The following is a 22,964-nucleotide window of genomic DNA, read 5'->3' as shown; positions in this document are numbered from 1 at the left end:
GTTGCCGCCCCCGCAATCAGGTGTACCTGGTGAAGATGGCGCGAACGCGCTCGAGGGTCTCGCTAGCGTCCTGGGCCGGGTCGAGCATGGCCTCTTCCAGCAGGCAGACCAGCATCTGCTGGTAGGCCCGGTCCAGCGCTTTTCGCGAGGCGCTGAACTGTTGGGCGATTGCCTCGCAGTCCTCGCCGCGGCGAATCATCGCCTGCAGGCCGCGAAGCTGCCCTTCGATGCGGGCCAGACGCTTGAGCATGGCGTCCTGGTGCGCGGCTACCACGGGGTTGGCCATCGATTGCTTCTCCTGACGATTACCGGGGGGAGTATGACGTCAGCCTGGGCGCCCGTCTCGCCCAGCGCCACCCTGCCCCTCAGGCCAACGCTTCAGAGCAGGCCATCAACTGATCCGCCGGCACCGGCTTGCCGAACAGGAAGCCCTGCAGCGAATCGCAACCCAGCCCCGTCAGGAAGGCTTGCTGAGACTCGGTCTCCACCCCCTCGGCGACGATGCGCAAGTCCAGCGCCTGGCCGAGGGCGACGATGGCGGAGACGATCGCCGCGTCGTCGCTGTCGCGTTCCAGGTCGCGGACGAAACCGCGGTCGATCTTCAGCTCGTTGGCCGGCAGGCGCTTGAGGTAAAGCAGGCTGGAGTAACCGGTACCGAAATCGTCGATGGACAGGTCCACACCCATGTCGGCCAGTTGACGAAGGATGCCCAGGCTGGTGTCGGCGTCCTGCATGGCAGTGGTTTCGGTGATTTCCAGGGTCAGGCAGTTGGCCGGCAGCGCATAGCGTTGCAGGGCCGCCTGCACGCTGGCGATCAGCCCGGCGTGGCAGAACTGCAGGGCCGACAGGTTCACCGCCACCCGCCAGTCACGCCGGCCCTCGGCAAACCACTGGCTCATCTGCCGGCAGGCTTCGTTCAGTACCCAGTTACCGATGGGAATGATCAGGCCGGTCTTTTCCGCCAGGCTGATGAACTGGTCCGGCATCAGCAAGCCGCGGCGCGGGTGCTGCCAGCGCAGAAGTGCCTCGGCACCGATCACCCGTTGCGTGTCGCCAGCGGCGAACTTGGGCTGGTAATGCAACACCAGCTCCCCGGCATCCAGCGCCTGGCGCAGGTCATGGAGCAGCTGCAGATGATCCCGGGCATCGGTATTCATCGACTGCTCGAAGAAGCTGTAGCCGTTCTTGCCCGCGCCCTTGGCGTGGTACATCGCGGCGTCGGCATTTATCAGGAGTTCTTCACGGCTCACGCCGTCGCCGGGATAGAGCGCAATGCCGACGCTGGTCGACACACGCAGCTCCTGGCCGGCCACGTTGAAGGCATTGCCCACGAGCGCTACGAGCTGGCTGGCGAGGGTCACCGCATCGTTCGGCTCGCCCAGACTGGCCAGCAGTACGAACTCATCGCCGCCGATACGTGCCAGGGTGTCTTCGGCGCGTAGGTGCTCCCGCAGACGCTGGGCCACCTCACGCAGCAGCAGGTCGCCGACGTGATGGCCGAAGGCGTCGTTGACCGGCTTGAAGCCGTCCAGGTCCATGAACAGCAGGGCGAAGCAGCCGCCGGTGCGGTTGACCTTGTGGATCGCGTGGTCGATGCGGTCTTCCAGAAGAGTGCGGTTGGGCAGCTTGGTGAGGTTGTCGTGCAGCGCCAGGTGGGTCAGTTCCTGATTGGCCTGCTCCAGCAAATCGGTGAGCTGGGCGGTACGTGCCGCCAGGCGGGCATCCAGCACCGACGTCAGCAGGGCGATGGCCAGGATCGCCAGTGTCACCACGATCACCAGACTGGCCAGCCAGCGGCTGTCGAGGCCCGTGATTGCAGCGCCACAGATGCTGCCCTGGGGGAAGTTGGCCGCCGCCATGCCCGTGTAGTGCATGCCGACTATGGCCACCCCCATCACCAGCGACGCCCCGCCCCGTGCCAAGCGTACGTAAGGCGTGTCGTGGCGCAGGCGAAAGGCGATCCACAGCGCCGCGCCCGACGCCGCCACCGCTATGGCCAGGGATAGGTAGAACAAGCCGGGGTCGTAGTCGATGCCCGGCAGCATGCGCATGGCGTGCATGCCCAGGTAATGCATGCAGCTGATACCGGCGCCCATGGTCACCGCGCCGCAGATCAGTTGCCAGAGTGGCTGCTCGGGCTGGCTCACCAGCCACAGGGCGAAGCCAGATACGAGCACCGCGATCAGCAGCGAAAGCAAGGTCAGCGGCAAGTCGTAGCCGAGCGCAATGGGCAGGCTGAACGCGAGCATGCCTATGAAGTGCATGGACCAGATACCAATGCCCATGGCGATGGCACCGCCGCCGATCCAAAGCACCGTGCCACGTCCCTGGCTGCTGGAAACCCGCCCGGCCAGGTCCAGCGCCGTGTAGGACGCGAGGATGGCCACCAGGAGGGAGATGAGAACAAGGGAGTAGTCGTAGCTGCCCGTGAGCATGGAAAACCTATCAAGCGGAAAGCCGCCCCAGACGGGCGGCAAAACGGGACGCATTCTAAACAAACTCAGCGAAGGCCGGCGGTGCCGTATGGCAGATTGCCGGTATCTGACAGAACGAGAACGGCTGTGCCCTCTTTACCTGTGGGGGCGATTTCAATCGCTATGGGCAGCGCAGCTGCCCCCTGCAGATCCGACGGCCGAACCTGCGGTCCGGTTGGCGAATGAATTCGCCCCTACAAGTAGCTCCACCGGCAATACCGTGACCTGTGGGAGCGATTTCAATCGCGAATGAATTCGCTCCCACAGAAAACTTCCAGGACACACACCCTGTGGGGGCGATTTCAATCGCTATGGGCAGCGCAGCTGCCCCTGAAGGATCGAAGGCCGAACCTGCGCGGTCAGCGAATGAATTCGCCCCCACAAGGTTCCGCCCCATATCGAAAGGTCAGTCACGCGGCGGCTCCACGCCACGCAGGGGGATGGGTGCCGACATGACGATGGAGGTGCGGGTCTCGCCGAAGTGGTTGATGCTGCCGACGAAGCGCTCCAGGTGGCGGATATCGCGGGTCACCACGCGCAGGATGAAGGAGTCCTGCCCGGTGACATGCAGGCACTCCAGCACCTCCGGCATCTGCTGCAACTGGGCGATCAGTCGCGCCTTGTCCGGCTGCGGGGTGGTCATGCCGATCAGTGCCATCACCCCGTACCCGGCCTTCTCCGGCGAGACGGTGGCGCAATAGGCCTCGATCACCCCGGCCTCCTCCAGTCGCTTGAGGCGTTCGGAGGTGGCCGGCAGGGACAGCGCCACTTGCGAGGCCAGGTCGGTCAGCGAAATGCGCCCTTCGCGTTGCACGACTTGCAGGATTTTCCAAGACTTTGCATCAAGCTCCATATTTCTCAGGCCTCCAGCCAAAAACCCATGAAATATTCAGGTACGCCCCAATAATTACCGTAATCCTTCCATTCAGGCCCGATGCAGTGCAGCGCAGAATATTGCCCGTGTCCACTGCCCCGGAGCCTTCCGCATGGAAGCCCTGCTGTTTCTCAAATCCGTCCTGATCGGTCTGTCCATCGCGGCCCCGGTTGGTCCCATCGGCCTTTTGTGCATCCAGCGGACCCTTGGCCACGGCGCACGCATCGGCTTCATCAGCGGCTTGGGCGCGGCGGCGGCGGATGCCTGCTACGGGGCACTGGGCGCGTTCGGCATTGGCGCCATCACTCGTGCCTTCGTTGCGCTGGCCTCGCCACTGGCCCTGGCCGGCGCCCTGTTCCTGGCCTGGATGGGCCTGAAGATGCTGCGTGCAAAGCCGCCGGAACGCGCCGCCAGTGCCGTCGATCCGGTCCGGGCGCTGCCGGCGTTCGTCTCGGTGTTCCTGCTGACCCTGAGCAACCCGCTGACCATCCTGTCCTTCGTCGCCATCTTTGCCACCCTGTCCGGCGGCGAGGCCCTGTCAGGTGCGGGCGGGCTGGTGATGGTGCTGGGCGTGTTCTGCGGCTCGGCGCTCTGGTGGCTGGCCCTGAGCCTGGGCGTGTCCACGATCCGCCACCGCCTGGGCGTTCGCTCCGTGCAATGGATCGATCGCAGCGCCGGAATATTCCTGCTGGGTTTCGCCACCTGGCAACTGGTGCGAGTGATTGCCGGCTGAATCTTGTGCCTGACTCATCACCGGCCTTGTAGGAGCGAGCTTGCTCGCGAATAGTCCGAGCACAATCTTTCGCGAGCAAGCTCGCTCCTACAGTAAGTCGAAGCGCTCAGCTGGGTAGCCCGGTGCCACTGCCCGTTACGCCCGGTAATCCCCACGCTCACCAATGCTCGGCCTTTCGGCCAATTAACCGATCTATATCGGCCTTTCCATTTATATGGCGCGGCATTTGCTTTCAGATTTGCGACCTAAACAGATAGATATCGATTTAGGCCCAACTCAAGCCCACCTAAAGGTTGCCGCAATTGAACAAGCACAGACTCCCCCGCCTCCTGGGCGCCGCCTTGTGCGGCCTGCTCGCCACCCAGGTCCTGGCCGAAGAACGTACCCTGCGCGTCTACAACTGGTTCGACTACATCACCCCGCAGACCCTGGACACCTTCAAGAAGGAGAACGGCGCCAAGCTCATCTACGACATCTTCGACACCAACGAGGCACTGGAGGCCAAGCTGCTCACCGGCAATTCCGGCTATGACGTGGTGGTGCCGTCCAACGTATTCCTCGCCAAGCAGATCCAGGCCGACGTGTTCCAGCCGCTCGACCGTAGCAAGCTGCCCAACTGGAACCACCTGGACCCGCAGCTGATGAAGCTGATCGAGGCCAACGACCCGGGCAATCGCTTCGCCGTGCCCTACATGTACGGAACGGTGCTGATCGGCTTCAACCCGGCCAAGGTCAAGGCGGCCCTGGGCGAGAACGCCCCGGTGGACAGCTGGGACCTGATCTTCAAGGAAGAGAACATCGCCAAGCTCAAGCAATGCGGTGTGGCCCTGCTGGATTCGCCGTCGGAAATCCTGCCCATCGCCCTCCATTACCTGGGTCTGCCGCCCAACAGCAACCAGCCGAAGGACTACGACAAGGCCGGCGAGTTGCTGCAGAAAATCCGCCCCAACATCACCTACTTCCATTCCTCCAAGTACATGGCCGACATCGCCAACGGCGACATCTGCGTGGCCGTGGGTTACTCGGGCAGCTTCTCCCAAGCGGCCAACCGCGCCAAGGAAGCCGGCAACGGGGTGGTGGTGGACATGCGCCTGCCCAAGGAAGGTGCACCGGTGTGGTTCGACATGCTCGCCATCCCCAAGGGCGCGAAGAACCCCGAGGATGCCCATGCCTTCATCAACTACCTGCTGCAGCCCCAGGTGATCGCCCCGGTCAGTGACTTCGTCGGTTATCCGAACCCGAACAAGGACGCTACCGCCCTGGTCAACCCGGAAATCCGCAACAACCCAAACCTCTATCCCACCGCCGAGGCCCAGGCCACCCTCTTCACCCTGCTGCCACTGGAGCGCAATGCCGAACGTGCCCGCACCCGAGCCTGGACGAAGCTGAAGTCGGGGACCTGACAGACACGCGGTTCCGAATGAAAACCTGTGGGGGCGATTTCAATCGCTAAGGGCAGCCCAGCTGCCCCTGTGATTCCCAACGGCAGGCCTTCGGCCTGCTCAGCGACTGAAGTCGCCCCCACAAGGTTTCCCCCGCAACACCGAGCCCTGTAGGGGCGAATTCATTCGCCAAGGGCAGCGCAGCTGCCCCATCGCTGCGATCCGGCGCCCCCCACCCGACCAGCACCCTCCCCCATCACATCCCGCACCGGGTCTATGCTTTCTGGCGCGTTCTCCAAAGCGTTGGCAGCCTGCCAAAAGAAGTGGCACAGGCACACAAGGGGTTGGCACGGACAACAAGCTCCCCGCCGACGGCCAGGGGCAGACTAGGACTGCAGATTTCTGCCCTGCACCCGCAACAAAGTCCAATAATTCAGGGAGCCGCCCCAATGCGAATAACCAGGATCCTCGCCCAATCAACGCTGGCCCTGGGCGTCTCGCTCATCGGCCTCGGCAATGCCAGTGCCGAGCTGCCGGCCGATACAGGCATCGGCCAGACCACCTTGCCCTTCCCGCCGGAACCGCACCGCGCGTATATCGTCGACGTCGAGTTCGAGAGCTTCGTCGCCGGTCGCGTGACTGTGGTCGACCCCGAGAAGAAGAAAATGCTCGGCATGGTGCCGACCGGCTTCGCCGCGCCCTCTACCCTGAGCCGCGACGGCAAGACGCTGTTCACCGCCGACCTGTTCTACTCCCGCGGAACCCGTGGCACCCGCACCGACGTGCTGACCGCGTGGGACACCAGCACCCTGTCCCCCTCCTATGAAGTGCTGATCCCCACCAAGCGCGCCGAGGCCCTGACCCAGCGCTACTCCCTGGGCACCAGCACCGATGACCGCTTCGTCTACGTCTACAACTTCACCCCGTCCACTTCGGTGACCGTGGTCGACGTCAAGGCCAAGGCCGTAGCCGGCGAAATCGCCATCCCTGGTTGCGTGCTGAACTACCCGGTGGGCAAGCGTTCCTTCGCCTCCCTGTGCGGTGACGGCAGCGTGCAACTGGTGACGCTGAACGACGAAGGCAAGGAAGTCTCCCGCACCCACACCGCCTTCTTCGACCCCAACGCCGAGAAGCTGGTTGAACGCGCCTACGCCGTGGGCGACATCTACTACTTCGTCACCACCACCGGCACCGTGCGCGGCGTGGACTTCTCCGGCAAAGAGCCGAAGGTCCTCGAAGCCTGGGAGCTGGTGACCGACGCCGCCGAGAAGAAGGCTGGCTGGGCGCCTGGCGGCTGGCAGCTGATCACCGTCGCGCCGAAGCTGAATCGTCTGTATGTGCTAATGCATGACGCCCATGAGGCGATGAAGTGGGAAGACCCGAGCCCGATCGTCTGGGTTTACGACCTCAAGACGCACAAGCGCATCGGTACCCTGGAAGCACCGAACCCGATCTGGAGCCTGCAGGCCACCAGCGACGAAAACCCCCTGCTGCTGGGCACCAACATCGCCGGCGGACTGGAAGTATTCGACCTGAAGAGCGGCAAGCACACCGGCACCATGGAACGCATCCAGAAGACCGCGACCCAGATCCTCAGCCACTGACGAGGTGCAGCCATGCAACTTGATCCCATATTCATCATCGCCGCCGCCCTCGCGGTCGCGGTGATCCTGGCCAGCGCGGCGACCCACAAGCTGCGTGCGCCAGCGCGCTTCGCCAACCAGGTGGAGGATTACCAGTTGCTGCCGCGCGGTCTGGTACGCCCGGTGTCGCGTCTCGTGCCCTTCATCGAAGTGGCCGTGGCCTTCGCCCTGCTGGTGCCCGCCAGCCGTCACGCTGCAGCACTGGCCGCCGCCGCGCTGCTGGCCGGCTACGCCGGGGCCATCGCCATCAACCTGTGGCGCGGCCGCCGCGACATCGACTGCGGTTGCGCAGGCCCTGAACAGGCCCAGCCGATCCGCCCGGTGCTGCTGGCGCGTAACGCCGTACTGGTGAGCCTGGCGCTGGTCGCCAGCGTCGCCCCCCACAGCCGCGAGCTGGGTGCATTCGACATCTTTGTCGTAATCGCCTCCAGCGCCGCGACCCTGCTCCTGTATGCCGCTGCGGATGGCCTGATGGCCAACGCTCCCCGTCTGCTCAAACTCATTGGAAGGTGAAATATGGAAGCCCTTATCGTTTCCAACGTCCTGCTCTGGTGCCTCTTGATCGCTCTGGCCTTCGCCGTCATGGGCCTGGTGCGTCAAATTGGTGTACTCCACGGCCGTCTGGCCCCGGCCGGCGCGCTGATGGTCGACAAAGGCGTGGCCGTCAACGAACCCGCCCCGAAAGTCACCGCTGCCGACCGTAACGGCCGCCCGGTGAACTTCGGCTACGCCGGCGAGAAAGCCCAACTGCTGTTCTTCCTCTCGCCCACCTGCCCGATCTGCAAATCCCTGCTGCCGGCCATCAAGTCCATCGCCAAGGACCAGGCCGATCGCCTCGAAGTGATCTACGTCAGCGACGGCGACATGGACGCCCAGCAAGCACTGATCACCGAGCACAAGCTGGAAGACGCCACCTACGTGGTCGGCCCGGAAGTGGGCATGACCTACCAGATCGGCAAGCTCCCCTACGCCGCCCTGGTCGACAAGGCCGGTGTGCTGCGCTCCAAAGGCCTGGTGAACTCCCGCGAGCACCTGGACAGCCTGTTCGAGGCTGAACACCTGGGCAGCGCCACCCTGCAGCACTACCTGCACAACCACGCGCACGACCACGGCGCGCACAACCACTAAGGAAGGGAGCCCTCCATGAAACTGCTAGACCGCCTTTTCGAGCGCTCCACGCGCCATGTCGCCGACACCACCTCCCGGCGCAAACTCCTCGGCCGCATCGGTTCCCTGATGGTTGCCGGCGCCGCCCTGCCGGTGCTGCTGCCGATCGACCGCACCGCCAAGGCCCTGGCCGCCGACAAACCGATGGCCGGCGACCCGGGTGATCCCAACAGCTGCGACTACTGGCGCTACTGCTCCGTCGACGGTTTCCTGTGCAGCTGCTGCGGCGGCTCGGTGACCTCCTGCCCGCCCGGCACCGAGGCCTCCCAGGTGACCTGGATCGGCACCTGCCGCAACCCGGCCGACAACAAGGACTACATCATTTCCTACAACGACTGCTGCGGTAAGCACAGCTGCGCCCAGTGCGCCTGTACCCGCAACGACAGCGAGGAACCGGCGTACCGTCCGTTCAACAACAACGACGTCAACTGGTGCCTCGCGGCCAAGTCGCACATCTACCACTGCACCGTTTCCATCATCCGCGGCGTCGCGATCTGACCCGCCGGAGGGCTGCCATGCGTTACCTGTTGATTGCCGGACTGATGTGCGCAATGGCGGCCCCGCTGGCCATGGCTCGCGCCATTCCGGACCCGAACCAGAAGCACGCGCCGGGCAACGAAGCGCCGCAAACGCCCATCTCCCAGGCCGGCTACAGCACCCCGGTGAACTACCAGCTGCAATGCGCTGGCTGCCACCTGGGCGACGGCACCGGCTCCAAGGCCAACGACACGCCGAAGATGAAAGGCTTCGTCGGCAACTTCCTCAAAGTGGAAGGTGGTCGTGAGTTCCTGGTCCGCGTGCCGGGCATGTCCCAGTCGGCGCTGAACAACGCCCAGCTGGCTGAACTGATCAACTGGATGATGCGCAAGGACGGCATTGCCGGCAGCAGCGTGCCGGACGACTACAAGCCCTACACCGAGGCCGAAGTCGCCAAGATCCGCAGCGTCACCCTGCTCAACCTGCCGGACACCCGCGCCGGCCTGATCAAGCAGATGCGCGAAAAAGGCATCGCCATCGACGATGGCATGGACAACGCCTACTGAGTTTTATGCTGGACGGCTTGCAGCCCGCCTTATGGCGGGCTTTTTTTTGCCTGCCTTGTAGGTTGGTGCGGGCGGCGCTCCGCTAGAGCGAAGCGAAACCCAACGATCGAGGCCCGAAGCCGCGATCAGTCCTTCGACCCCGTGGTTCAACTCCCGGGCTAACTGCCCAGGACCTCCAAAAGATGTCTCAAGACGGCTGCTTCCACGGCCCCCTGGTCATCGCCCTCGCTGAAAACAGCGCAGCTTGCAGAGTTGCCTGCGTGGGCACAGCGATAGACCGCGACTGTGCTGCCCGGTCCGCTTCCCGTGTGTCCGCAAAGCGTCAGACCGTCGCTTACAGCGCCAATCATCAAGCCGAGGCCATATCCGGGAGCGGTCCAGGGTCTACCAGGAATCGGTCCCCCAAGGACGAGCGCCGCCTGCATCTCCTGAAGCAACGAATGAGGGAGCAGTTGCCCACTCAACAGCCGTTCCAGCAGTAAGGCCGCGTCCGAAAGCGTGCCGAGCAGCAAGCCGTGATAAACCCAGCCCGGATCGTAGCCGGGCATTACTCCCCGACAGATACCGCCCAACTGCTCGCCTGACCTTGCGAGCGACACATGCGGTACGGCGAGAGGCGCCAAGACACGTTCCTTCAGCGCCTCCTGCAGCGAAAGGCCAGTCAGACGCTCAATAAGTCGCGCCACGAACAGGTAACCCACATTGGAATAGCGCCATTGAGTTCCGGGCGGATAACGCAACCTGGAGGCCTCAAGCCGATTCAACATCTCCTCAGTCGTCCAGGGCGTATCACCACGAGCAACGGCTGCATGGTACTCAGCCAGCTCACCGTAGTCCGCCAACCCCGCCTGATGGCGCAGCAACTGACGCAAAGTGAACGAGCCTTCCGGAAGTACTTCATCAAGCTCAATCAGGCCGTCACGCACGAGTGACAAGGCAGCAGCAGACAACACGGTCTTGGTGAAACTCCACCAGGGCACTACTGCGTCAGGCTGCGTGGGGGCTAGCAGATCACCGTTCGATACGACGGAAAAAAGCATTGATAAATGTCCTTATTCGGTAAGCAAAACCGAGCGTCCAGAGCCAAGTCGTTTCACCAAGCATCGGGAGATTACTCGGGATTGATCAGCGATCAAGGGGGGCGTTTGCTTTAGCGAGCCGCTGAATCGTGGACGTCTGGCTGCTCTACCCACGCAGCAGTAAGGGCTAGTTGCGGGGTTGTAGTAAGGCCAGCACGACCGTCAAAGCAGCAAGGATAGCGGTAAGCGTTACCTGTACATGCCGTCGTGTGGGCAAATACCCTTCAAGGTAAATACCCTGCTCGACTTCGTGATGGAGAATCGTAACTGCATCGTGGTGTTTGAACGTTCAACTGGCCGTACCCCGAATGTCCGCTATAAGTTGATTTCAGCGAGTTCCATCAGGCAGATATTGGCCGGAAACTGCCCCACCGTGAGCAGCAGCGATCGGCCAAAAGCAGCCGTCGTCATTAATCAAAATCGCTCGAAAGCGGACGGATCGCCTCGCTTGCCTCTACGAAAATCGGCATCCCGTAATTGCCCCACCTCTTAGTCAACAACTAAACTCTGCTGCATGAAACGCCACCTCCGGCTCCTCCTCATCTTTCTGATCAGCCTGACGCTTCCCCTGGGCGGGATGGCGGGCATCGAGACGCCGACCGAACCCTGTCCCATGCAGGCTGCTGGCATGAGCATGATGGCCGACATGGATATGGACTGCTGCCAGGACCACGGCAAGATGGCCGAGCATGGCAAGAAGGCCTGCAAGCCGGGCCAGGAATGCAAGACCGGCAGCATGCTCCAGGTTTCGATCGTGAAACCACCGGTCACCCTGACCGGCCCCGTGCTCGCCGAGACTCACCCAGTAGCCGTTCCCGACCGCTCCCCTGCCGACCTCTGGCGACCTCCCTGCGCCTGATTCCTCTCCCTGTCTGAACTCCCACCTGCATCACTTGCGACTGCGGGCGGGCACGCGCCTATGCGCTGAAATTTCAGAGGAATCGTCAGATGACCTCCTTGAGTCCTTGCCTCGGGCTGCCTGTTGCGGCTGCCCTGGCAATGATGCTGTTTGCCTTGCCGAGCCAGGGGGCTGCGCTGTCGCTGGACGACGCGTTGCAGTTGGCAGAGCGCAATGCACCGTCTCTGGTCGCTCAAGCGGCCAAGCTGGACGCGGCAAAAAATGCCGCGATACCGGCCGGCGAACTGCCGGACCCGAAGCTCGCCCTGGGCGTGCAGAACGTCCCCATCGAGGGCGAAGACCGCTGGAGCCTGGATCGCGACTTCATGACCATGCAGATGGTCGGGGTCATGCAGGAAATGCCCAACCGCGACAAGCGCCGGGCCCGCACGGAAGTGGCCGAAGCCGCCGTCGATCGCGCCGAGGCCGAACGCCGCGTCGTACGCCTGAAGGTACGCCAAGCTGCCGCGCTGGCCTGGATCAGTCGCCACACCGTGGAACGCAAGCAAGCACTGTTCGAGGCGTTTTTCCGGGAAAACCGTCTGCTGGCTGCCACCGTAAGGGCGCAGATCGCCGGAGGGCGAGCACCCGCCGCCGACGCGGTCACGGCCAAGCAGGAGGCGGCCGACCTGGCTGAGCGTCAGGATGAACTGGCCACTCAGCAAGCCACAGCCCGCGCCGCCCTGCGCCGCTGGATCGGGCCCGCCGCCGACGAGCCGCTGGCCGGCGACCTGCCAACCTGGCCGATCGCCCCCGCAGGCTATGCCCACAAACTGCAAGTGCATCCCGAACTGACAGCCTTCGCGCCGATTACCCGCGAAGCGGAGGCCAAGGTGCGAGAGGCCGAGGCGGAAAAGCAGTCCGACTGGAGCTGGGAGGTCGATTACCAGCGCCGTGGTCGCGAGTTTGGCGACATGGTGAGCGTGCAGTTCACCTTCGACTTGCCGCTGTTTCCCGGCTCGCGGCAGAACCCCAAGATCGCAGCCCGGCATGCCGAGCTCAATCAGTTGGAGGCCGAGCGCGAGGCGCTCGTCCGCGAGCATGCCGAGCAACTGGAAGCGGACCTGGCCGAGTACCAGCGTCTGGACCGTGCTGTCCGTCGTAGTCAGGACAGCTTGCTGCCCCTCGCCCAGGAAAAAGTCGACCTGACCACGGCCAGTTACCGCGCCGGTACGGGCGAGCTGGCCGCCGTGATCGCCGCCCGCCGCGAACAGATCGAGGCGCGCCTCAAGCAGGTCGATCTCGAAGGCGAGCGTGCCCTGACCAGCGCCAAGCTCTACTTCACTTACGGGGAAACGCACCCATGACCGCACGTATCTGGACCGGAGTGGCACTGGCAGGCCTGTCCCTGGCCTTGGGGGCCGCCGGTGGTTACTGGTTCGCGCAACGCCCCATGACGGCCATACCGGCTACCAGCGCGAAAGCCGTATCTGCGCCGCAAGTCGAACGCAAAGTGCTGTACTGGTACGACCCAATGTACCCGCAGCAGAAGTTCGATAAACCGGGCAAGTCGCCCTTCATGGACATGGAGTTGGTGCCGAGGTATGCCGACGCCACCGCCGACAGTGCCGCCATCAGCATCGACCCCAGCCTGACGCAGAACCTGGGCCTGCGCCTGGCCACCGTCAGCCGTGGATCGCTGGCCAACAGTCTGGAAGTGGTTGGCGTGCTCGCCTTCAACGAACGCGAGGTCGCCGTGGTACAAACCCGCGCTGCCGGCTTCGTGGAGCGGGTCTATGCCCGTGCGCCAGGAGACGTGCTCCAGGCCGGGGAGCCGCTGGTCGATCTACTGATCCCAGACTGGGCCGCCGCTCAAGAGGAGTTCCTCGCGCTCAAGCACAGCGGTGATGCCGAGCTGCTGGCTGCGGCCCGCCAGCGTCTACGCCTGCTCGGTATGCCGACGTCGCTGATTCGCCAAGTGGAACGCAGCGGCAAGTCGCAAGCAGTCCTGACCCTGGCCAGCCCCATTAGCGGTGTGGTTCAGGAGCTGAACGTGCGCACTGGCATGACGGTGGCAGCAAGCGCCACGCTGGCCCGGATCAACGGCCTCGGCAGCGTCTGGCTTAGCCTGGCGGTACCGGAATCCGAGGCTGGGGGCATCGCCCAGGGCCAATCGGTCGAAGCCCGCCTGCCGGCCTTTCCCGGTGAAGCTCTTACCGGGACTGTCGATGCCATCCTGCCGGAAACCAATCCAGACAGCCGCACACTACGGGTGCGAGTGGAACTGCCCAATCCGGACGCTCGCCTGCGGCCCGGCATGACCGCACAGGTCCGCCTGGACCGGTCCACGTCACAGAACGTTCTGTGGCTGCCCAGCGAAGCCGTCATTCGCACCGGCCGGCGTGCCCTGGTGATGCTCGCCGAAGACGGTGGGCGTTACCGGCCGGTGGAAGTCCGCCTCGGGCCGGAGAGCGCCGGCAAGACGGTGGTGACCCAAGGGCTTGCGGAAGGCCAACAGGTGGTCGCCTCCGGGCAGTTCCTGCTCGATTCCGAAGCCAGCCTCAAAGGGCTGACCGCTGCTGAGATCGAGACGCCAATGACTGAAGCACCGACCAGCCTGCATGAAGCCGAAGGTCAGGTCATGGCCATCGACAAGGCCGGGGTGACCCTTGCCCACGGGCCCTTCAAGACGCTGGGTATGCCCGGCATGACCATGACCTTCCCGCTGGCCGACCCGGCCCTGATGGTCGGCATCAAGGCCGGCGACAAAGTGCGCGTGGCCGTGCGCCAGACCGACGAGGGACTGCTGGTCGAGCGCCTGGAAAAACTCGGAGGCCAGCCATGATCGCCGCATTGATCCGCTGGTCGGTGGCCAACCGCTTTCTGGTCATACTGGCCACCCTGTTCGCGACTGCCTGGGGCATCTGGTCCGTGCAGAACACGCCGATCGACGCTTTGCCGGACCTCTCCGACGTCCAGGTGATCATCCGCACGCCGTATCCGGGCCAAGCCCCGCAGATCGTCGAGAACCAGGTCACCTACCCGCTGGCTACCACCATGCTTTCGGTACCGGGAGCGAAGACGGTGCGCGGCTACTCCTTCTTCGGTGACAGCTTCGTCTATGTGATCTTCGAGGATGGTACTGACCTGTACTGGGCCCGCTCGCGGGTGCTGGAGTACCTCAGCCAGGTTCAAAGCCGGCTGCCGAGCACTGCCAAGCCGGCGTTGGGGCCAGATGCCACCGGGGTGGGCTGGATTTACCAGTACGCCTTGGTAGATCGCACTGGCGGACACGACCTGGCGCAACTGCGCGCCCTACAGGACTGGTTCCTCAAGTTCGAGCTGAAGACCCTGCCCAATGTCGCCGAAGTGGCGACCGTGGGCGGCATGGTCAAGCAATACCAGGTGCAACTCGATCCGGTACGGCTGGCCAGCCTGGGGATCACCCAGGACGCTGTGATCGAAGCCATTGGCAAAGCTAATCAGGAAGCCGGCGGCGCCGTTCTGGCGATGGCCGAAGCCGAGTACATGGTGCGTGCCTCCGGGTACCTGAAGACTCTGGACGATTTCCGTGCGGTGCCGCTCAAGCTCGGTATTGGTGGCGTGCCGGTCACCCTCGGCGACGTGGCTACCATCCAACAGGGGCCGGAGATGCGCCGGGGCATCAGCGAGCTCGATGGTGAGGGTGAGACCGTGGGCGGCGTGGTGATCTTGCGCAGCGGTAAGAACGCGCGCGAGACCATCACGGCAGTCAAGGCCAAGCTGGGCGAACTACAGAAGAGCCTGCCGGCTGGGGTGGAGATCGTCACCACCTATGACCGCAGCCAGCTGATTGATCGCGCAGTGGAAAACCTCAGCCACAAGCTGCTGGAAGAGTTCATCGTGGTGGCCCTGGTCTGCGCGGTATTCCTCTGGCATCTGCGTTCCTCTCTGGTGGCGATCATCTCCCTGCCGATCGGCGTACTGATCGCCTTCGTCGTCATGCGCTACCAGGGCATCAATGCCAACATCATGTCCCTGGGCGGGATTGCCATCGCCATCGGCGCCATGGTGGACGCCGCCGTGGTGATGATCGAGAACGCCCACAAGAAAATCGAGGCCTGGCATACCGCTCACCCCGGTGAGACGTTGAAGGGCGAGCACCACTGGCACGTGATGACCGAGGCCGCCGCCGAAGTCGGGCCGGCGCTGTTCTTCTGCCTGCTGATCATCACCCTGTCGTTCATCCCGGTGTTCACTCTGGAAGCCCAAGAGGGCCGCTTGTTCGGCCCGCTGGCCTTCACCAAGACCTATGCGATGGCGGCCGCCGCCGGGCTGTCGGTGACCCTGGTCCCGGTGTTGATGGGCTATTGGATTCGCGGGCATATCCCCAAGGAGGAGCAGAACCCGCTGAACCGCTGGTTGATCCGGCTCTACCAACCTGCCTTGGATCGGGTGTTGCGCCATCCCAAGATCACCATGACAGTCGCCTTGCTGATTTTCTTGAGCACCCTATGGCCGATCTCGCGACTGGGCGGCGAGTTCCTCCCACCATTGGACGAGGGTGACCTGCTCTACATGCCCTCGGCGCTGCCGGGTCTGTCGGCGCAGAAGGCCAGCCAGTTGTTGCAAATCACCGATCGCCTCATCAAGACAGTGCCTGAAGTCGAGCACGTCTTCGGCAAGGCCGGACGCGCCGAAACTGCCACCGACCCGGCGCCCCTGGAGATGTTCGAAACCACCATCCAGTTCAAGCCCCGCGAGCAGTGGAGGCCCGGCATGACCCCGGAAAAGCTGGTGGACGAACTGGATCAGGTGGTGAAAGTACCGGGGCTGACCAACATCTGGATTCCGCCGATACGCAACCGCATCGACATGCTTGCCACCGGGATCAAAAGCCCGATCGGGGTCAAGGTCGCTGGCTCCAACCTCGCGGAGATCGACGCGGCCACACAAGCCGTCGAGCGCGCCGCAAAAACGGTGCCGGGCGTCAGCTCGGCGCTGGCCGAACGCCTGACCGGGGGACGCTACATCGATGTCGACATCAATCGCCAGGACGCCGCGCGCTACGGATTGAACATCGCCGATGTGCAGTCGATCGTGGCCGGCGCCATCGGCGGCGAGACCATTGGTGAAACCGTCGAGGGCTTGGCACGCTTTCCGATCAGCGTGCGCTATCCACGGGAGTGGCGCGATTCACCCGACGCCCTGGAGCAACTGCCGATCTACACACCCCAGGGACTTCAGATCACGCTAGGGACCGTGGCGCGCATCCGGGTCAGCGATGGCCCGCCCATGCTGAAAAGCGAGAATGCGCGGCCGTCCGGCTGGGTCTATATCGACGTGCGTAGCCGGGACATCGCCTCGGTGGTAGCCGATCTGCGCCGGGTCGTCAGCGAGCAGGTCAAGCTACAACCGGGCGTGAGCCTCGCCTACTCGGGCCAGTTCGAGTTTCTCGAACGGGCCAACGCGCGCCTCAAGCTGGTGGTTCCGGCCACCCTGCTGATCATCTTCGTGCTGCTCTACCTGACCTTCGCCCGATTCGACGAAGCCTTGCTGATCATGGCCACGCTGCCGTTCGCGCTTACCGGTGGCGTGTGGTTCCTCTACCTGCTCGATTACAACCTGTCGGTGGCCACCGGTGTCGGTTTCATCGCCCTGGCCGGGGTCGCCGCCGAGTTCGGCGTGATCATGCTGCTCTACCTGAAGAATGCCTGGACCGGGCGCCAGGACAATGGCGACAAGACCGAGCATGGCTTGCTTGCCGCAATTCGCGAAGGCGCTGTGCAACGCGTGCGACCCAAAGCTATGACGGTGGCAGTGATCATCGCCGGCCTGCTGCCGATCCTCTGGGGCAGCGGCACTGGCAGCGAGATCATGAGCCGCATCGCCGCCCCCATGGTCGGCGGCATGGTCACCGCGCCTCTACTGTCCCTGTTCGTCCTGCCGGCGGCCTACCGACTGATGCGGCGCCGCCACCTTTCTGCTGTATCCACCATCCGCCAAGGAGAAACCCTATGAAGAACATTCTGATCGCCATCACCAGCGCTGTGGCTGCGTTGTCCTTTCCGGCGTTCGCCGAAGACATGCCGGGAATGAACATGGACGCCAAGACCACTCCAGAGCAGCAAGCTGTGGAGCAGGCTCCCACCGCCCAGGCCACCGGCACGGTCAGGGCCATCGATAACCAGAAGCAAGTGGTGACGCTCGCTCACAGCGCCGTGCCGTCCCTGCAGTGGCCACCGATGACCATGGGCTTCAAGGCCACAGCAGAGCAGCTCAAAGGGCTGAAAGTCGGCGACCGGGTGACCTTCGAGTTCCAGGCCGACGGTATGAACGCGACGATTGTGTCGATCAAGCGGGCGCAGGAGTAACGACAATAACAGCGGGGCGCGATGTGTCCGCAAGGGATGTCGACCCCGCCTCAGACGCAACCTAAGCACTTTGGCTGCCCGAATCCGTTGTCAGAAAGGGAATGGCTGCACCTGGCCGGAAACTGCCCCACCGTGAACGGCAGCTATCGGCCCAGGCCGTGTAAAAATGCAGCGGGTGATGGATAGCTGGAGATTGGATTGTTTTAGCGGCGCCCAGAGGCCCTATGGGCGCCTGCGTGTCCATCCAAGTCATTCAACTGATTCGGGCAAGTGCTGCTTCCGCGATGCCTTGCGACGATCTCAGCGGGCCGCTAATGGGGTTCAAGCCTTCATCGCCGCCATCAGCGCACTATTGCCCAGCAGGTTCAGCACCCGTTTGAAGTTGTAGGCGAGCACATGCAGGCTCATTTCCGTGCTCACCCGCTCGAGCGTTCGGGTGAGGAAATGGGTGGCGCCCATCCAGGCCTTCAATGTGCCGAATGGATGCTCCACCGTCTGGCGGCGGATGCGCATCATCTCCGGTGCCTGATCCAGGCGGGACTGCATCGCGTCAAGCACCGCCTCATGTTCCCAGCGACTCACCCGCCGCTGTGCGCTCGGTGTGCACTGATCCTTCAACGCACAGTCTTGGCAGTTCGAACTCCAGTAACGGTGCAGCTTCAGGCCTTTCTCAACCGTCGCATAACGCCAGATCAGGCGTTCTCCAGCTGGGCAGCGGTACTCGTTGTGGGCCACGTCGTAGATGAAATCATCGCGACCAAAGCGACCCGCTGCGGCGGCGGCCGAGGTCTTGGCCTTGGGTACAAAAGCGGTGATGCCAGCCTCGTGGCAGGCGAGGATTTCCTCGCTCTTGAAGTAGCCCCGGTCGGCGACCACCGAGAGTGACTCCACGCCCATCGCGTCCCGCGCTTGCTTGGCCATGGCACTCAATTGATCCCGGTCGACGCCGTCGTTCGTGACTTCGTGCGTCACGATCAGATGATGTTTGGTGTCGACAGCGGCCTGGACGTTGTAACCAACCAGGCCGGTGCCGCGCGTCATCATCGAGCGTGCGTCGGGATCGGTCAGGGAGATCTGTTTGTCCGGCGCGGCCTCAAGTCGGCCCTCGATATCCCGAAGTTCCTGCATCTTGGTTTTCAGGGCGGCGATCTTGCTGTGCAGGCGTTCGGCCTTGGCCTGTGCCGCCGCCGGCTCCTGGCGGTCAGCAGTGTCGAGCGCAGTCAGGTAGCGGCTGATGCTGGACTCGATCTCCTCCATCCGCCGTTGCAGCTTGGCACTGGTGAAGTTGCGGTCGCGATTGTTGACCGCCTTGAACTTGCTGCCGTCGATGGCCACCAGCGCCTCGGCGAACAGACCGAGCTGCTGGCACAGCACCACGAACTGCCGGCAGACCCGACGAATCGCCCGGCCGTTGTCCTTGCGGAAGTTGGCGATAGTCTTGAAGTCCGGCATCAGGCGTCCGGTCAGCCACATCAGCTCGACGTTGCGATGTGCCTCGCGTTCGAGGCGGCGACTGGACTGGATGCGGTTGAGGTAGCCGTAGATGTAGATCTTCAGCAGGACGGCGGGATGGTAAGCGGGCCGACCGGTTTCCGCCGGAATCACGCCGTCGAAACCTAGTCGGCCAAGGTCGAGTTAATCGACGAACACATCGACTACCCGCACCGGGTTGGTGTCCGCCACGTAATCATCCAGGCTCTCGGGCAACAAAGTGCTTTGGCCTCGACACTCGCCCTGGATGAAACGCTTCATGGACTGCCCCCGCTATGAGACCCGCCGGCAGCATAGCAAGGGCGCGAGCCACGTTTTTACACGGCCTGGGCCAGAAGGAGACATTCGTTTGCGTCGGGATGCCCCCTATCCAGTCGTCAGGCATTAAGCACTGTTGAGATGGTCGCGTATGAACTCGACGGACCGCAGGGTCTTCGCAGGAAGCAGCCGTGTTTCCGTCAGTGCGTAGACCGAGATGCGAGTGCGACTACGACGAGCGGTGCTACATCCTCGAAGGCACCGGGCGGATAACGATGACAACTTTGCCGTCGACTACCTGGGCCTGTCCCGCCCCGGCTCCGTTACCCGCGGATCAGACTTGCGCCCGGCCCTGGGAAGCCAGGACGACGCGTCGTGCGAGCAATCAGGCCTGCGCCATGCGGGAGCGCCGACAGCCCGTACGTCAAAGCAGGTTCCAAGGCCGGTTACAAGGGCTATAACTACCGGATCAAATGGTGGTTCGCTCAGGATACGCCCGCCAAAGGCAGCGCCTGGGAAATCCTGGGATCCTGTCAGTAACAGGAGCACGGCGAGCGTGCACAAAGCTCGCTTGAGGCTACCGCCGGCAACACAGTCCTAGTTGCTGCCAGGCCTGATCGGCACCTGCGGCGCGGAGCGATGTGATGAGTTCCAGAGCATGGCGATGGTCTCGCAAGAGCCTTCTTGGCTGCATTGAGCTGGCCTTGCTGGTCACTCCACTGTGCGCCAGCGCGATGTTCAAGTGCCAAGCCAGGGACGGAACCATCAGCTACACCAGCCAAGCCATCGCCAGCGCCCGCTGCACTCGCCTGGATGGCATGGCGGGCGCCCCTGTCGGCACCAAGGCAATGGCCCTGCCAAGGCTTGTGCGGGACGACAACTCAGGCGCGGTGCGGATTCGGGTGTACACCTTCGTCCACAAGGGTATTCGTCAATATGTGAGCCGGCGCCCCGTTGGGATCTCCGCTCGGGTCGATGTCCTTGAGCTCGATTACATCAAGGGCTGCTATCTGTGCATGGCGCCGAAGGATTTCAAGGTCGCCTCACTGCGCCTGGACACCCGTTCCTATCGGCGGGAGATCGAAGCCGCTTCGGGTCATTACGGTGTCGACAGGGCGCTGGTCCGCGCAGTGATACATGCCGAATCGGCGTTTCGTCCCAACGCCATCTCCGAAGCCGGCGCTCAGGGGTTGATGCAGTTGATGCCCGCCACCGCCGCGCGCTTCGCCGTGGACGATCCGTTCGACGCGCGACAAAACATTCGTGGCGGCGTGCGCTACCTGGCCTGGCTGCTCAAGCGCTTCAACGGCAACCAGGTGCTGGCGTTGGCAGGTTACAACGCCGGCGAAGCGTCCGTGGTCGAGTACAACGGGGTGCCTCCCTACGCCGAGACGCAATCCTACGTCACCCTCGTGCAGTCCTTGACCGAACGCTATCGCAACCATCGCTAGTACCGTGGGGCGCATAACCCGGAATAGGTTTACGCCGGCCCCTCCACGGCAGATAGCGCTGGCGCGTTATCCCCACTACGCAAGCAATCAGGTTCCGCGCTCGATCAATACGCCGGGCGGGGAATGGCTCAACCGAACGTCCACGCTCATCGGTAGCTATCGACCCAAAGCGGCCGATGGGAACCGACAGAAACCGACCAGAAGCAGAAAAAGTATCGCCCGTAATCACAGCAAGTGCCGTGCCCATGGAATGGCTCTGGCACAATGTATTCAGGACTCGCCAACCGATATCTTTGGGTCGATTTCTGCCGGTCATGACGGGCAGAAATCGGCCAAGAGCAGTCTTTAGATGCGTCTACGAAAGTAGGGGCAATTCACTGATGCTCAGTCCCCAGATTTCTTCGAGGCTTCATCTGCACGCGGGTAACGAGTCTGGTTGTACTCAACCTCCTTGGCTTGCTGCCCTCCAACGCAATCATCCGGATCCCGACGCGCAAGGCATAGGTCATCTGCAGCGATAGTCCTTCTTGAGGTTGTCTCACTTATAGGTTGTGCTGGCTGGGCATCTTCCTGGGCCTGGAACGAATAGAGTTCCGCCCGGGAGAAGAGCGGCAAGCGTGGCGTACGCTCATGCAACTGTCCAAGATCAGCGGGCATTTGGGGCCAGTTAGTTTTATCGCTACAGCTTGAGATGCTCATGATGCTCTCGATAAGGCCCGGAATACGGCGGGCCGGCTACATGAGCGTTGCAGAGTACAAGACCTGCGTCGGTGCGCCGCCGCACTCATGCCCGACACCGCGCAAGGCTCATGCTTTGGGCCCTTGCGGCAGTTCGTCGCTCTTTGGTACGCGTGCCGCGTCGTTCGTCTCCTCGACATGGTGGAGTAGCAACTCGCCGGACGTCTTCAAGGACGGCGGCCGTCGAGAACGACGCTTGCCGGTTATTCGACGCAGGCTGGGATCGATGTAAGTGTGCATGACGACCTCTGGATCGGAGGCGCTGCGGGATGCGGTGCCTTCAACCGATCATTACAGGTTCTCGGCGCCCTCTCGGTGCGCCAGCCCACCGAGGTCTAAGTGGTCCAACGCACCGACCGAGTGCAGCGAGCCTGACACCATGCCTGCAGAACGTAACTCCGCCAGTAAGAGGCCGACATGACCGACGAAAACGATACCCACACTCCCGATACTCTCGATAGCGCAGTGCAGGAAGCGGTTAGCCCTGCGCACAGACAACGAACTCGCGCCCTCTACCACTTCCTCGACAAGATCGACGCGGTCATCAAGAAGAGATGCGAGCTGCTACCAGAACACCAAGCCGAGAATAAAGCTCCCGGCAAGCAGCCTATGCGGCAGGAAATGCAGCACCATCCATGCTTCGACCAGTCCATAACTCCACGTGGTGATGACGAACTCACCGGCCTCGACTCCGTCGGGGTTCCCAAGCGCTGATCCCCCATCAGACTCTGGCCTTCGCTGCAACGGCCAGGCTCCGCGCGAAATAGCCGGTGCTATGCGCGATGGCGCACCGACCGATCATATCGCCGCTGCCATGCTGGTTCTGATGAGCACTCGCCCGTTCGCGAGTACGCCATCCAATGACTGAGGTCAGACCATGAACAGGATTCTTGCAGACATCATCAAGGGCAAATGGAGGGAGTTGGTAGGTACTGCCAGGGTCGTCTGGGATGAACTGACCGTAGCCGAACTGATTGGCTCCGAAGGTGACACCCAGAAACTGGCCAACCTGATCGAGGAGCGCTACGAGATGAGCCATGAAGAAGCCGAGAAGCAAGTGATCAGCTTTTTCGAGAGAAGCCGCACCCTCTAGCTGCGAGCATCACCTGAAGGACTGGCCTCGCAAAGGAGTTCACCATGATCTCTGCATACTTCGTAGTTTCCAGGAGTTCCGGAAACATCATCCGGATCACCCGCCGCGAGCGTCCGCCAGACGATACTCCAACCGTTATCAATGTCCCGGTGTCGAGTTCCAGCCTGATGCGCTATGAAGACTTCTACGCTTCCGGCGAGGATCTGATCAGCCTGCAAAGCGTCACCCGACTGGCCAAGGCCAACAACGCCAAACCTCAGAATTCGTGCCGGATAGTCTGATCCACGATTCGTCCCCAGCCATATCTCCCGACCCGACACAGCGACGCAAAGCTCACCTATGTGCGC

General features: G+C 63.0%; 20 protein-coding genes and 2 pseudogenes. 16 read left to right on the top strand and 6 right to left on the bottom strand.

The annotated features are described in order from the left end of the window. Positions 1-16: 16 nt before the first annotated feature. The 3 genes from E8E95_RS06735 to E8E95_RS06725 form a co-directional block, all read right to left on the bottom strand. Positions 17-286, bottom strand: coding sequence for a metal-sensing transcriptional repressor (locus tag E8E95_RS06735; protein ID WP_280349119.1), 270 nt, complete (start codon positions 284-286; stop codon positions 17-19). Between the two features lie 79 nt (positions 287-365). Beyond that, positions 366-2,435, bottom strand: coding sequence for an EAL domain-containing protein (locus E8E95_RS06730; RefSeq protein ID WP_280349118.1), 2,070 nt, complete (start codon positions 2,433-2,435; stop codon positions 366-368). Between the two features lie 445 nt (positions 2,436-2,880). Beyond that, a complete protein-coding gene (locus tag E8E95_RS06725) occupies positions 2,881-3,327 on the bottom strand; it encodes an Lrp/AsnC family transcriptional regulator (RefSeq protein ID WP_280349117.1) in 447 nt (148 codons plus the stop codon). A gap of 133 nt (positions 3,328-3,460) precedes the next feature. Here E8E95_RS06725 and E8E95_RS06720 point away from each other — a divergent pair, with 133 nt between their 5' ends. The 7 genes from E8E95_RS06720 (at position 3,461) to E8E95_RS06690 (ending at position 9,316) form a co-directional block, all read left to right on the top strand. Next, positions 3,461-4,081 carry a LysE family transporter gene (locus tag E8E95_RS06720; protein ID WP_280349116.1) on the top strand — a complete coding sequence of 207 codons (621 nt, stop codon included), beginning with the start codon at positions 3,461-3,463 and terminating at the stop codon, positions 4,079-4,081. Between the two features lie 329 nt (positions 4,082-4,410). Next, on the top strand, positions 4,411-5,484 hold the full coding sequence (locus E8E95_RS06715; RefSeq protein ID WP_280349276.1) for a polyamine ABC transporter substrate-binding protein: 1,074 nt from the start codon (positions 4,411-4,413) through the stop codon (positions 5,482-5,484). 428 nt (positions 5,485-5,912) lie between these two features. Then, positions 5,913-7,067, top strand: coding sequence for an amine dehydrogenase large subunit (locus tag E8E95_RS06710; RefSeq protein ID WP_280349115.1), 1,155 nt, complete (start codon positions 5,913-5,915; stop codon positions 7,065-7,067). 12 nt (positions 7,068-7,079) lie between these two features. Continuing rightward, positions 7,080-7,619 carry a MauE/DoxX family redox-associated membrane protein gene (locus E8E95_RS06705; RefSeq protein WP_280349114.1) on the top strand — a complete coding sequence of 180 codons (540 nt, stop codon included), beginning with the start codon at positions 7,080-7,082 and terminating at the stop codon, positions 7,617-7,619. 3 nt (positions 7,620-7,622) lie between these two features. Further along, entirely contained in the window at positions 7,623-8,234 is a 612-nt protein-coding gene (mauD, locus tag E8E95_RS06700) for a methylamine dehydrogenase accessory protein MauD (protein WP_280349113.1), read from the top strand. Positions 8,235-8,249: 15 nt separating this feature from the next. Beyond that, positions 8,250-8,771 (top strand): methylamine dehydrogenase light chain, encoded by a 522-nt coding sequence (locus E8E95_RS06695; RefSeq protein WP_280349112.1) that lies wholly within the window; start codon positions 8,250-8,252, stop codon positions 8,769-8,771. A gap of 17 nt (positions 8,772-8,788) precedes the next feature. Continuing rightward, positions 8,789-9,316 carry a cytochrome C gene (locus E8E95_RS06690; RefSeq protein WP_179059414.1) on the top strand — a complete coding sequence of 176 codons (528 nt, stop codon included), beginning with the start codon at positions 8,789-8,791 and terminating at the stop codon, positions 9,314-9,316. Between the two features lie 158 nt (positions 9,317-9,474). On the opposite strand, the gene E8E95_RS06685 is transcribed toward E8E95_RS06690, so the two are convergent. Further along, the gene (locus E8E95_RS06685) at positions 9,475-10,356 is read right to left on the bottom strand and encodes a serine hydrolase domain-containing protein (RefSeq protein WP_280349111.1); all 882 of its coding nucleotides are present in this window, start codon (positions 10,354-10,356) and stop codon (positions 9,475-9,477) included. Between the two features lie 553 nt (positions 10,357-10,909). Here E8E95_RS06685 and E8E95_RS06680 point away from each other — a divergent pair. From E8E95_RS06680 to E8E95_RS06660, 5 genes are all read left to right on the top strand, one after another. Next, positions 10,910-11,254 carry a hypothetical protein gene (locus E8E95_RS06680; protein WP_280349110.1) on the top strand — a complete coding sequence of 115 codons (345 nt, stop codon included), beginning with the start codon at positions 10,910-10,912 and terminating at the stop codon, positions 11,252-11,254. Between the two features lie 89 nt (positions 11,255-11,343). Then, complete coding sequence (locus tag E8E95_RS06675) at positions 11,344-12,600, top strand: TolC family protein (RefSeq protein ID WP_280349109.1); 1,257 nt, start codon at positions 11,344-11,346, stop codon at positions 12,598-12,600. Continuing rightward, positions 12,597-14,078 (top strand): efflux RND transporter periplasmic adaptor subunit, encoded by a 1,482-nt coding sequence (locus E8E95_RS06670; RefSeq protein WP_280349108.1) that lies wholly within the window; start codon positions 12,597-12,599, stop codon positions 14,076-14,078. The genes E8E95_RS06675 and E8E95_RS06670 overlap by 4 nt, the downstream gene beginning before the upstream one ends. Next, positions 14,075-17,233 (top strand): efflux RND transporter permease subunit, encoded by a 3,159-nt coding sequence (locus E8E95_RS06665; protein WP_280349107.1) that lies wholly within the window; start codon positions 14,075-14,077, stop codon positions 17,231-17,233. The genes E8E95_RS06670 and E8E95_RS06665 overlap by 4 nt, the downstream gene beginning before the upstream one ends. Further along, positions 17,230-17,586 (top strand): copper-binding protein, encoded by a 357-nt coding sequence (locus E8E95_RS06660; protein WP_280349106.1) that lies wholly within the window; start codon positions 17,230-17,232, stop codon positions 17,584-17,586. The genes E8E95_RS06665 and E8E95_RS06660 overlap by 4 nt, the downstream gene beginning before the upstream one ends. 321 nt (positions 17,587-17,907) lie before the next feature. Here E8E95_RS06660 and E8E95_RS06655 read toward each other — a convergent pair. Further along, a pseudogene (locus tag E8E95_RS06655) lies at positions 17,908-19,338 on the bottom strand (IS1182 family transposase). Between the two features lie 123 nt (positions 19,339-19,461). Further along, positions 19,462-19,560, bottom strand: a pseudogene (locus E8E95_RS06650) (LysR family transcriptional regulator); the annotation flags it as partial. A gap of 419 nt (positions 19,561-19,979) precedes the next feature. Here E8E95_RS06650 and E8E95_RS06645 point away from each other — a divergent pair. The 4 genes from E8E95_RS06645 to E8E95_RS06630 all read left to right on the top strand — a co-directional run bounded on the left by E8E95_RS06645 (position 19,980) and on the right by E8E95_RS06630 (position 22,898). Further along, a complete protein-coding gene (locus E8E95_RS06645) occupies positions 19,980-20,786 on the top strand; it encodes a lytic transglycosylase domain-containing protein (protein WP_280349105.1) in 807 nt (268 codons plus the stop codon). Positions 20,787-21,941: 1,155 nt separating this feature from the next. Beyond that, positions 21,942-22,238, top strand: coding sequence for a hypothetical protein (locus E8E95_RS06640; RefSeq protein WP_280349104.1), 297 nt, complete (start codon positions 21,942-21,944; stop codon positions 22,236-22,238). A gap of 163 nt (positions 22,239-22,401) precedes the next feature. Then, entirely contained in the window at positions 22,402-22,617 is a 216-nt protein-coding gene (locus E8E95_RS06635) for a CsbD family protein (RefSeq protein ID WP_280349103.1), read from the top strand. A gap of 44 nt (positions 22,618-22,661) precedes the next feature. Then, positions 22,662-22,898: a hypothetical protein gene (locus E8E95_RS06630; protein ID WP_280349102.1), complete on the top strand. Its 237-nt coding sequence runs from the start codon at positions 22,662-22,664 to the stop codon at positions 22,896-22,898. Positions 22,899-22,964 lie beyond the last annotated feature (66 nt).

This window comes from Pseudomonas sp. BN414 (assembly GCF_029871275.1).
Lineage (GTDB): Bacteria > Pseudomonadota > Gammaproteobacteria > Pseudomonadales > Pseudomonadaceae > Metapseudomonas > Metapseudomonas resinovorans_C.
Note: the sequence above shows the minus strand (reverse complement) of the source record. Positions and strands in the feature narration are given on the sequence as shown.

Coding starts and splice junctions, on each gene's coding strand:
- E8E95_RS06635 (WP_280349103.1), top strand. CDS start 22,402: ATGAACAGGATTCTTGCAGACATCATCAAGGGCAAATGGAGGGAGTTG.
- E8E95_RS06690 (WP_179059414.1), top strand. CDS start 8,789: ATGCGTTACCTGTTGATTGCCGGACTGATGTGCGCAATGGCGGCCCCG.
- E8E95_RS06720 (WP_280349116.1), top strand. CDS start 3,461: ATGGAAGCCCTGCTGTTTCTCAAATCCGTCCTGATCGGTCTGTCCATC.
- E8E95_RS06665 (WP_280349107.1), top strand. CDS start 14,075: ATGATCGCCGCATTGATCCGCTGGTCGGTGGCCAACCGCTTTCTGGTC.
- E8E95_RS06685 (WP_280349111.1), bottom strand. CDS start 10,356: ATGCTTTTTTCCGTCGTATCGAACGGTGATCTGCTAGCCCCCACGCAG.
- E8E95_RS06735 (WP_280349119.1), bottom strand. CDS start 286: ATGGCCAACCCCGTGGTAGCCGCGCACCAGGACGCCATGCTCAAGCGT.
- E8E95_RS06680 (WP_280349110.1), top strand. CDS start 10,910: ATGAAACGCCACCTCCGGCTCCTCCTCATCTTTCTGATCAGCCTGACG.
- E8E95_RS06705 (WP_280349114.1), top strand. CDS start 7,080: ATGCAACTTGATCCCATATTCATCATCGCCGCCGCCCTCGCGGTCGCG.
- E8E95_RS06710 (WP_280349115.1), top strand. CDS start 5,913: ATGCGAATAACCAGGATCCTCGCCCAATCAACGCTGGCCCTGGGCGTC.
- E8E95_RS06640 (WP_280349104.1), top strand. CDS start 21,942: ATGACCGACGAAAACGATACCCACACTCCCGATACTCTCGATAGCGCA.
- E8E95_RS06660 (WP_280349106.1), top strand. CDS start 17,230: ATGAAGAACATTCTGATCGCCATCACCAGCGCTGTGGCTGCGTTGTCC.
- E8E95_RS06645 (WP_280349105.1), top strand. CDS start 19,980: ATGAGTTCCAGAGCATGGCGATGGTCTCGCAAGAGCCTTCTTGGCTGC.
- mauD (WP_280349113.1), top strand. CDS start 7,623: ATGGAAGCCCTTATCGTTTCCAACGTCCTGCTCTGGTGCCTCTTGATC.
- E8E95_RS06725 (WP_280349117.1), bottom strand. CDS start 3,327: ATGGAGCTTGATGCAAAGTCTTGGAAAATCCTGCAAGTCGTGCAACGC.
- E8E95_RS06695 (WP_280349112.1), top strand. CDS start 8,250: ATGAAACTGCTAGACCGCCTTTTCGAGCGCTCCACGCGCCATGTCGCC.
- E8E95_RS06730 (WP_280349118.1), bottom strand. CDS start 2,435: ATGCTCACGGGCAGCTACGACTACTCCCTTGTTCTCATCTCCCTCCTG.
- E8E95_RS06675 (WP_280349109.1), top strand. CDS start 11,344: ATGACCTCCTTGAGTCCTTGCCTCGGGCTGCCTGTTGCGGCTGCCCTG.
- E8E95_RS06630 (WP_280349102.1), top strand. CDS start 22,662: ATGATCTCTGCATACTTCGTAGTTTCCAGGAGTTCCGGAAACATCATC.
- E8E95_RS06670 (WP_280349108.1), top strand. CDS start 12,597: ATGACCGCACGTATCTGGACCGGAGTGGCACTGGCAGGCCTGTCCCTG.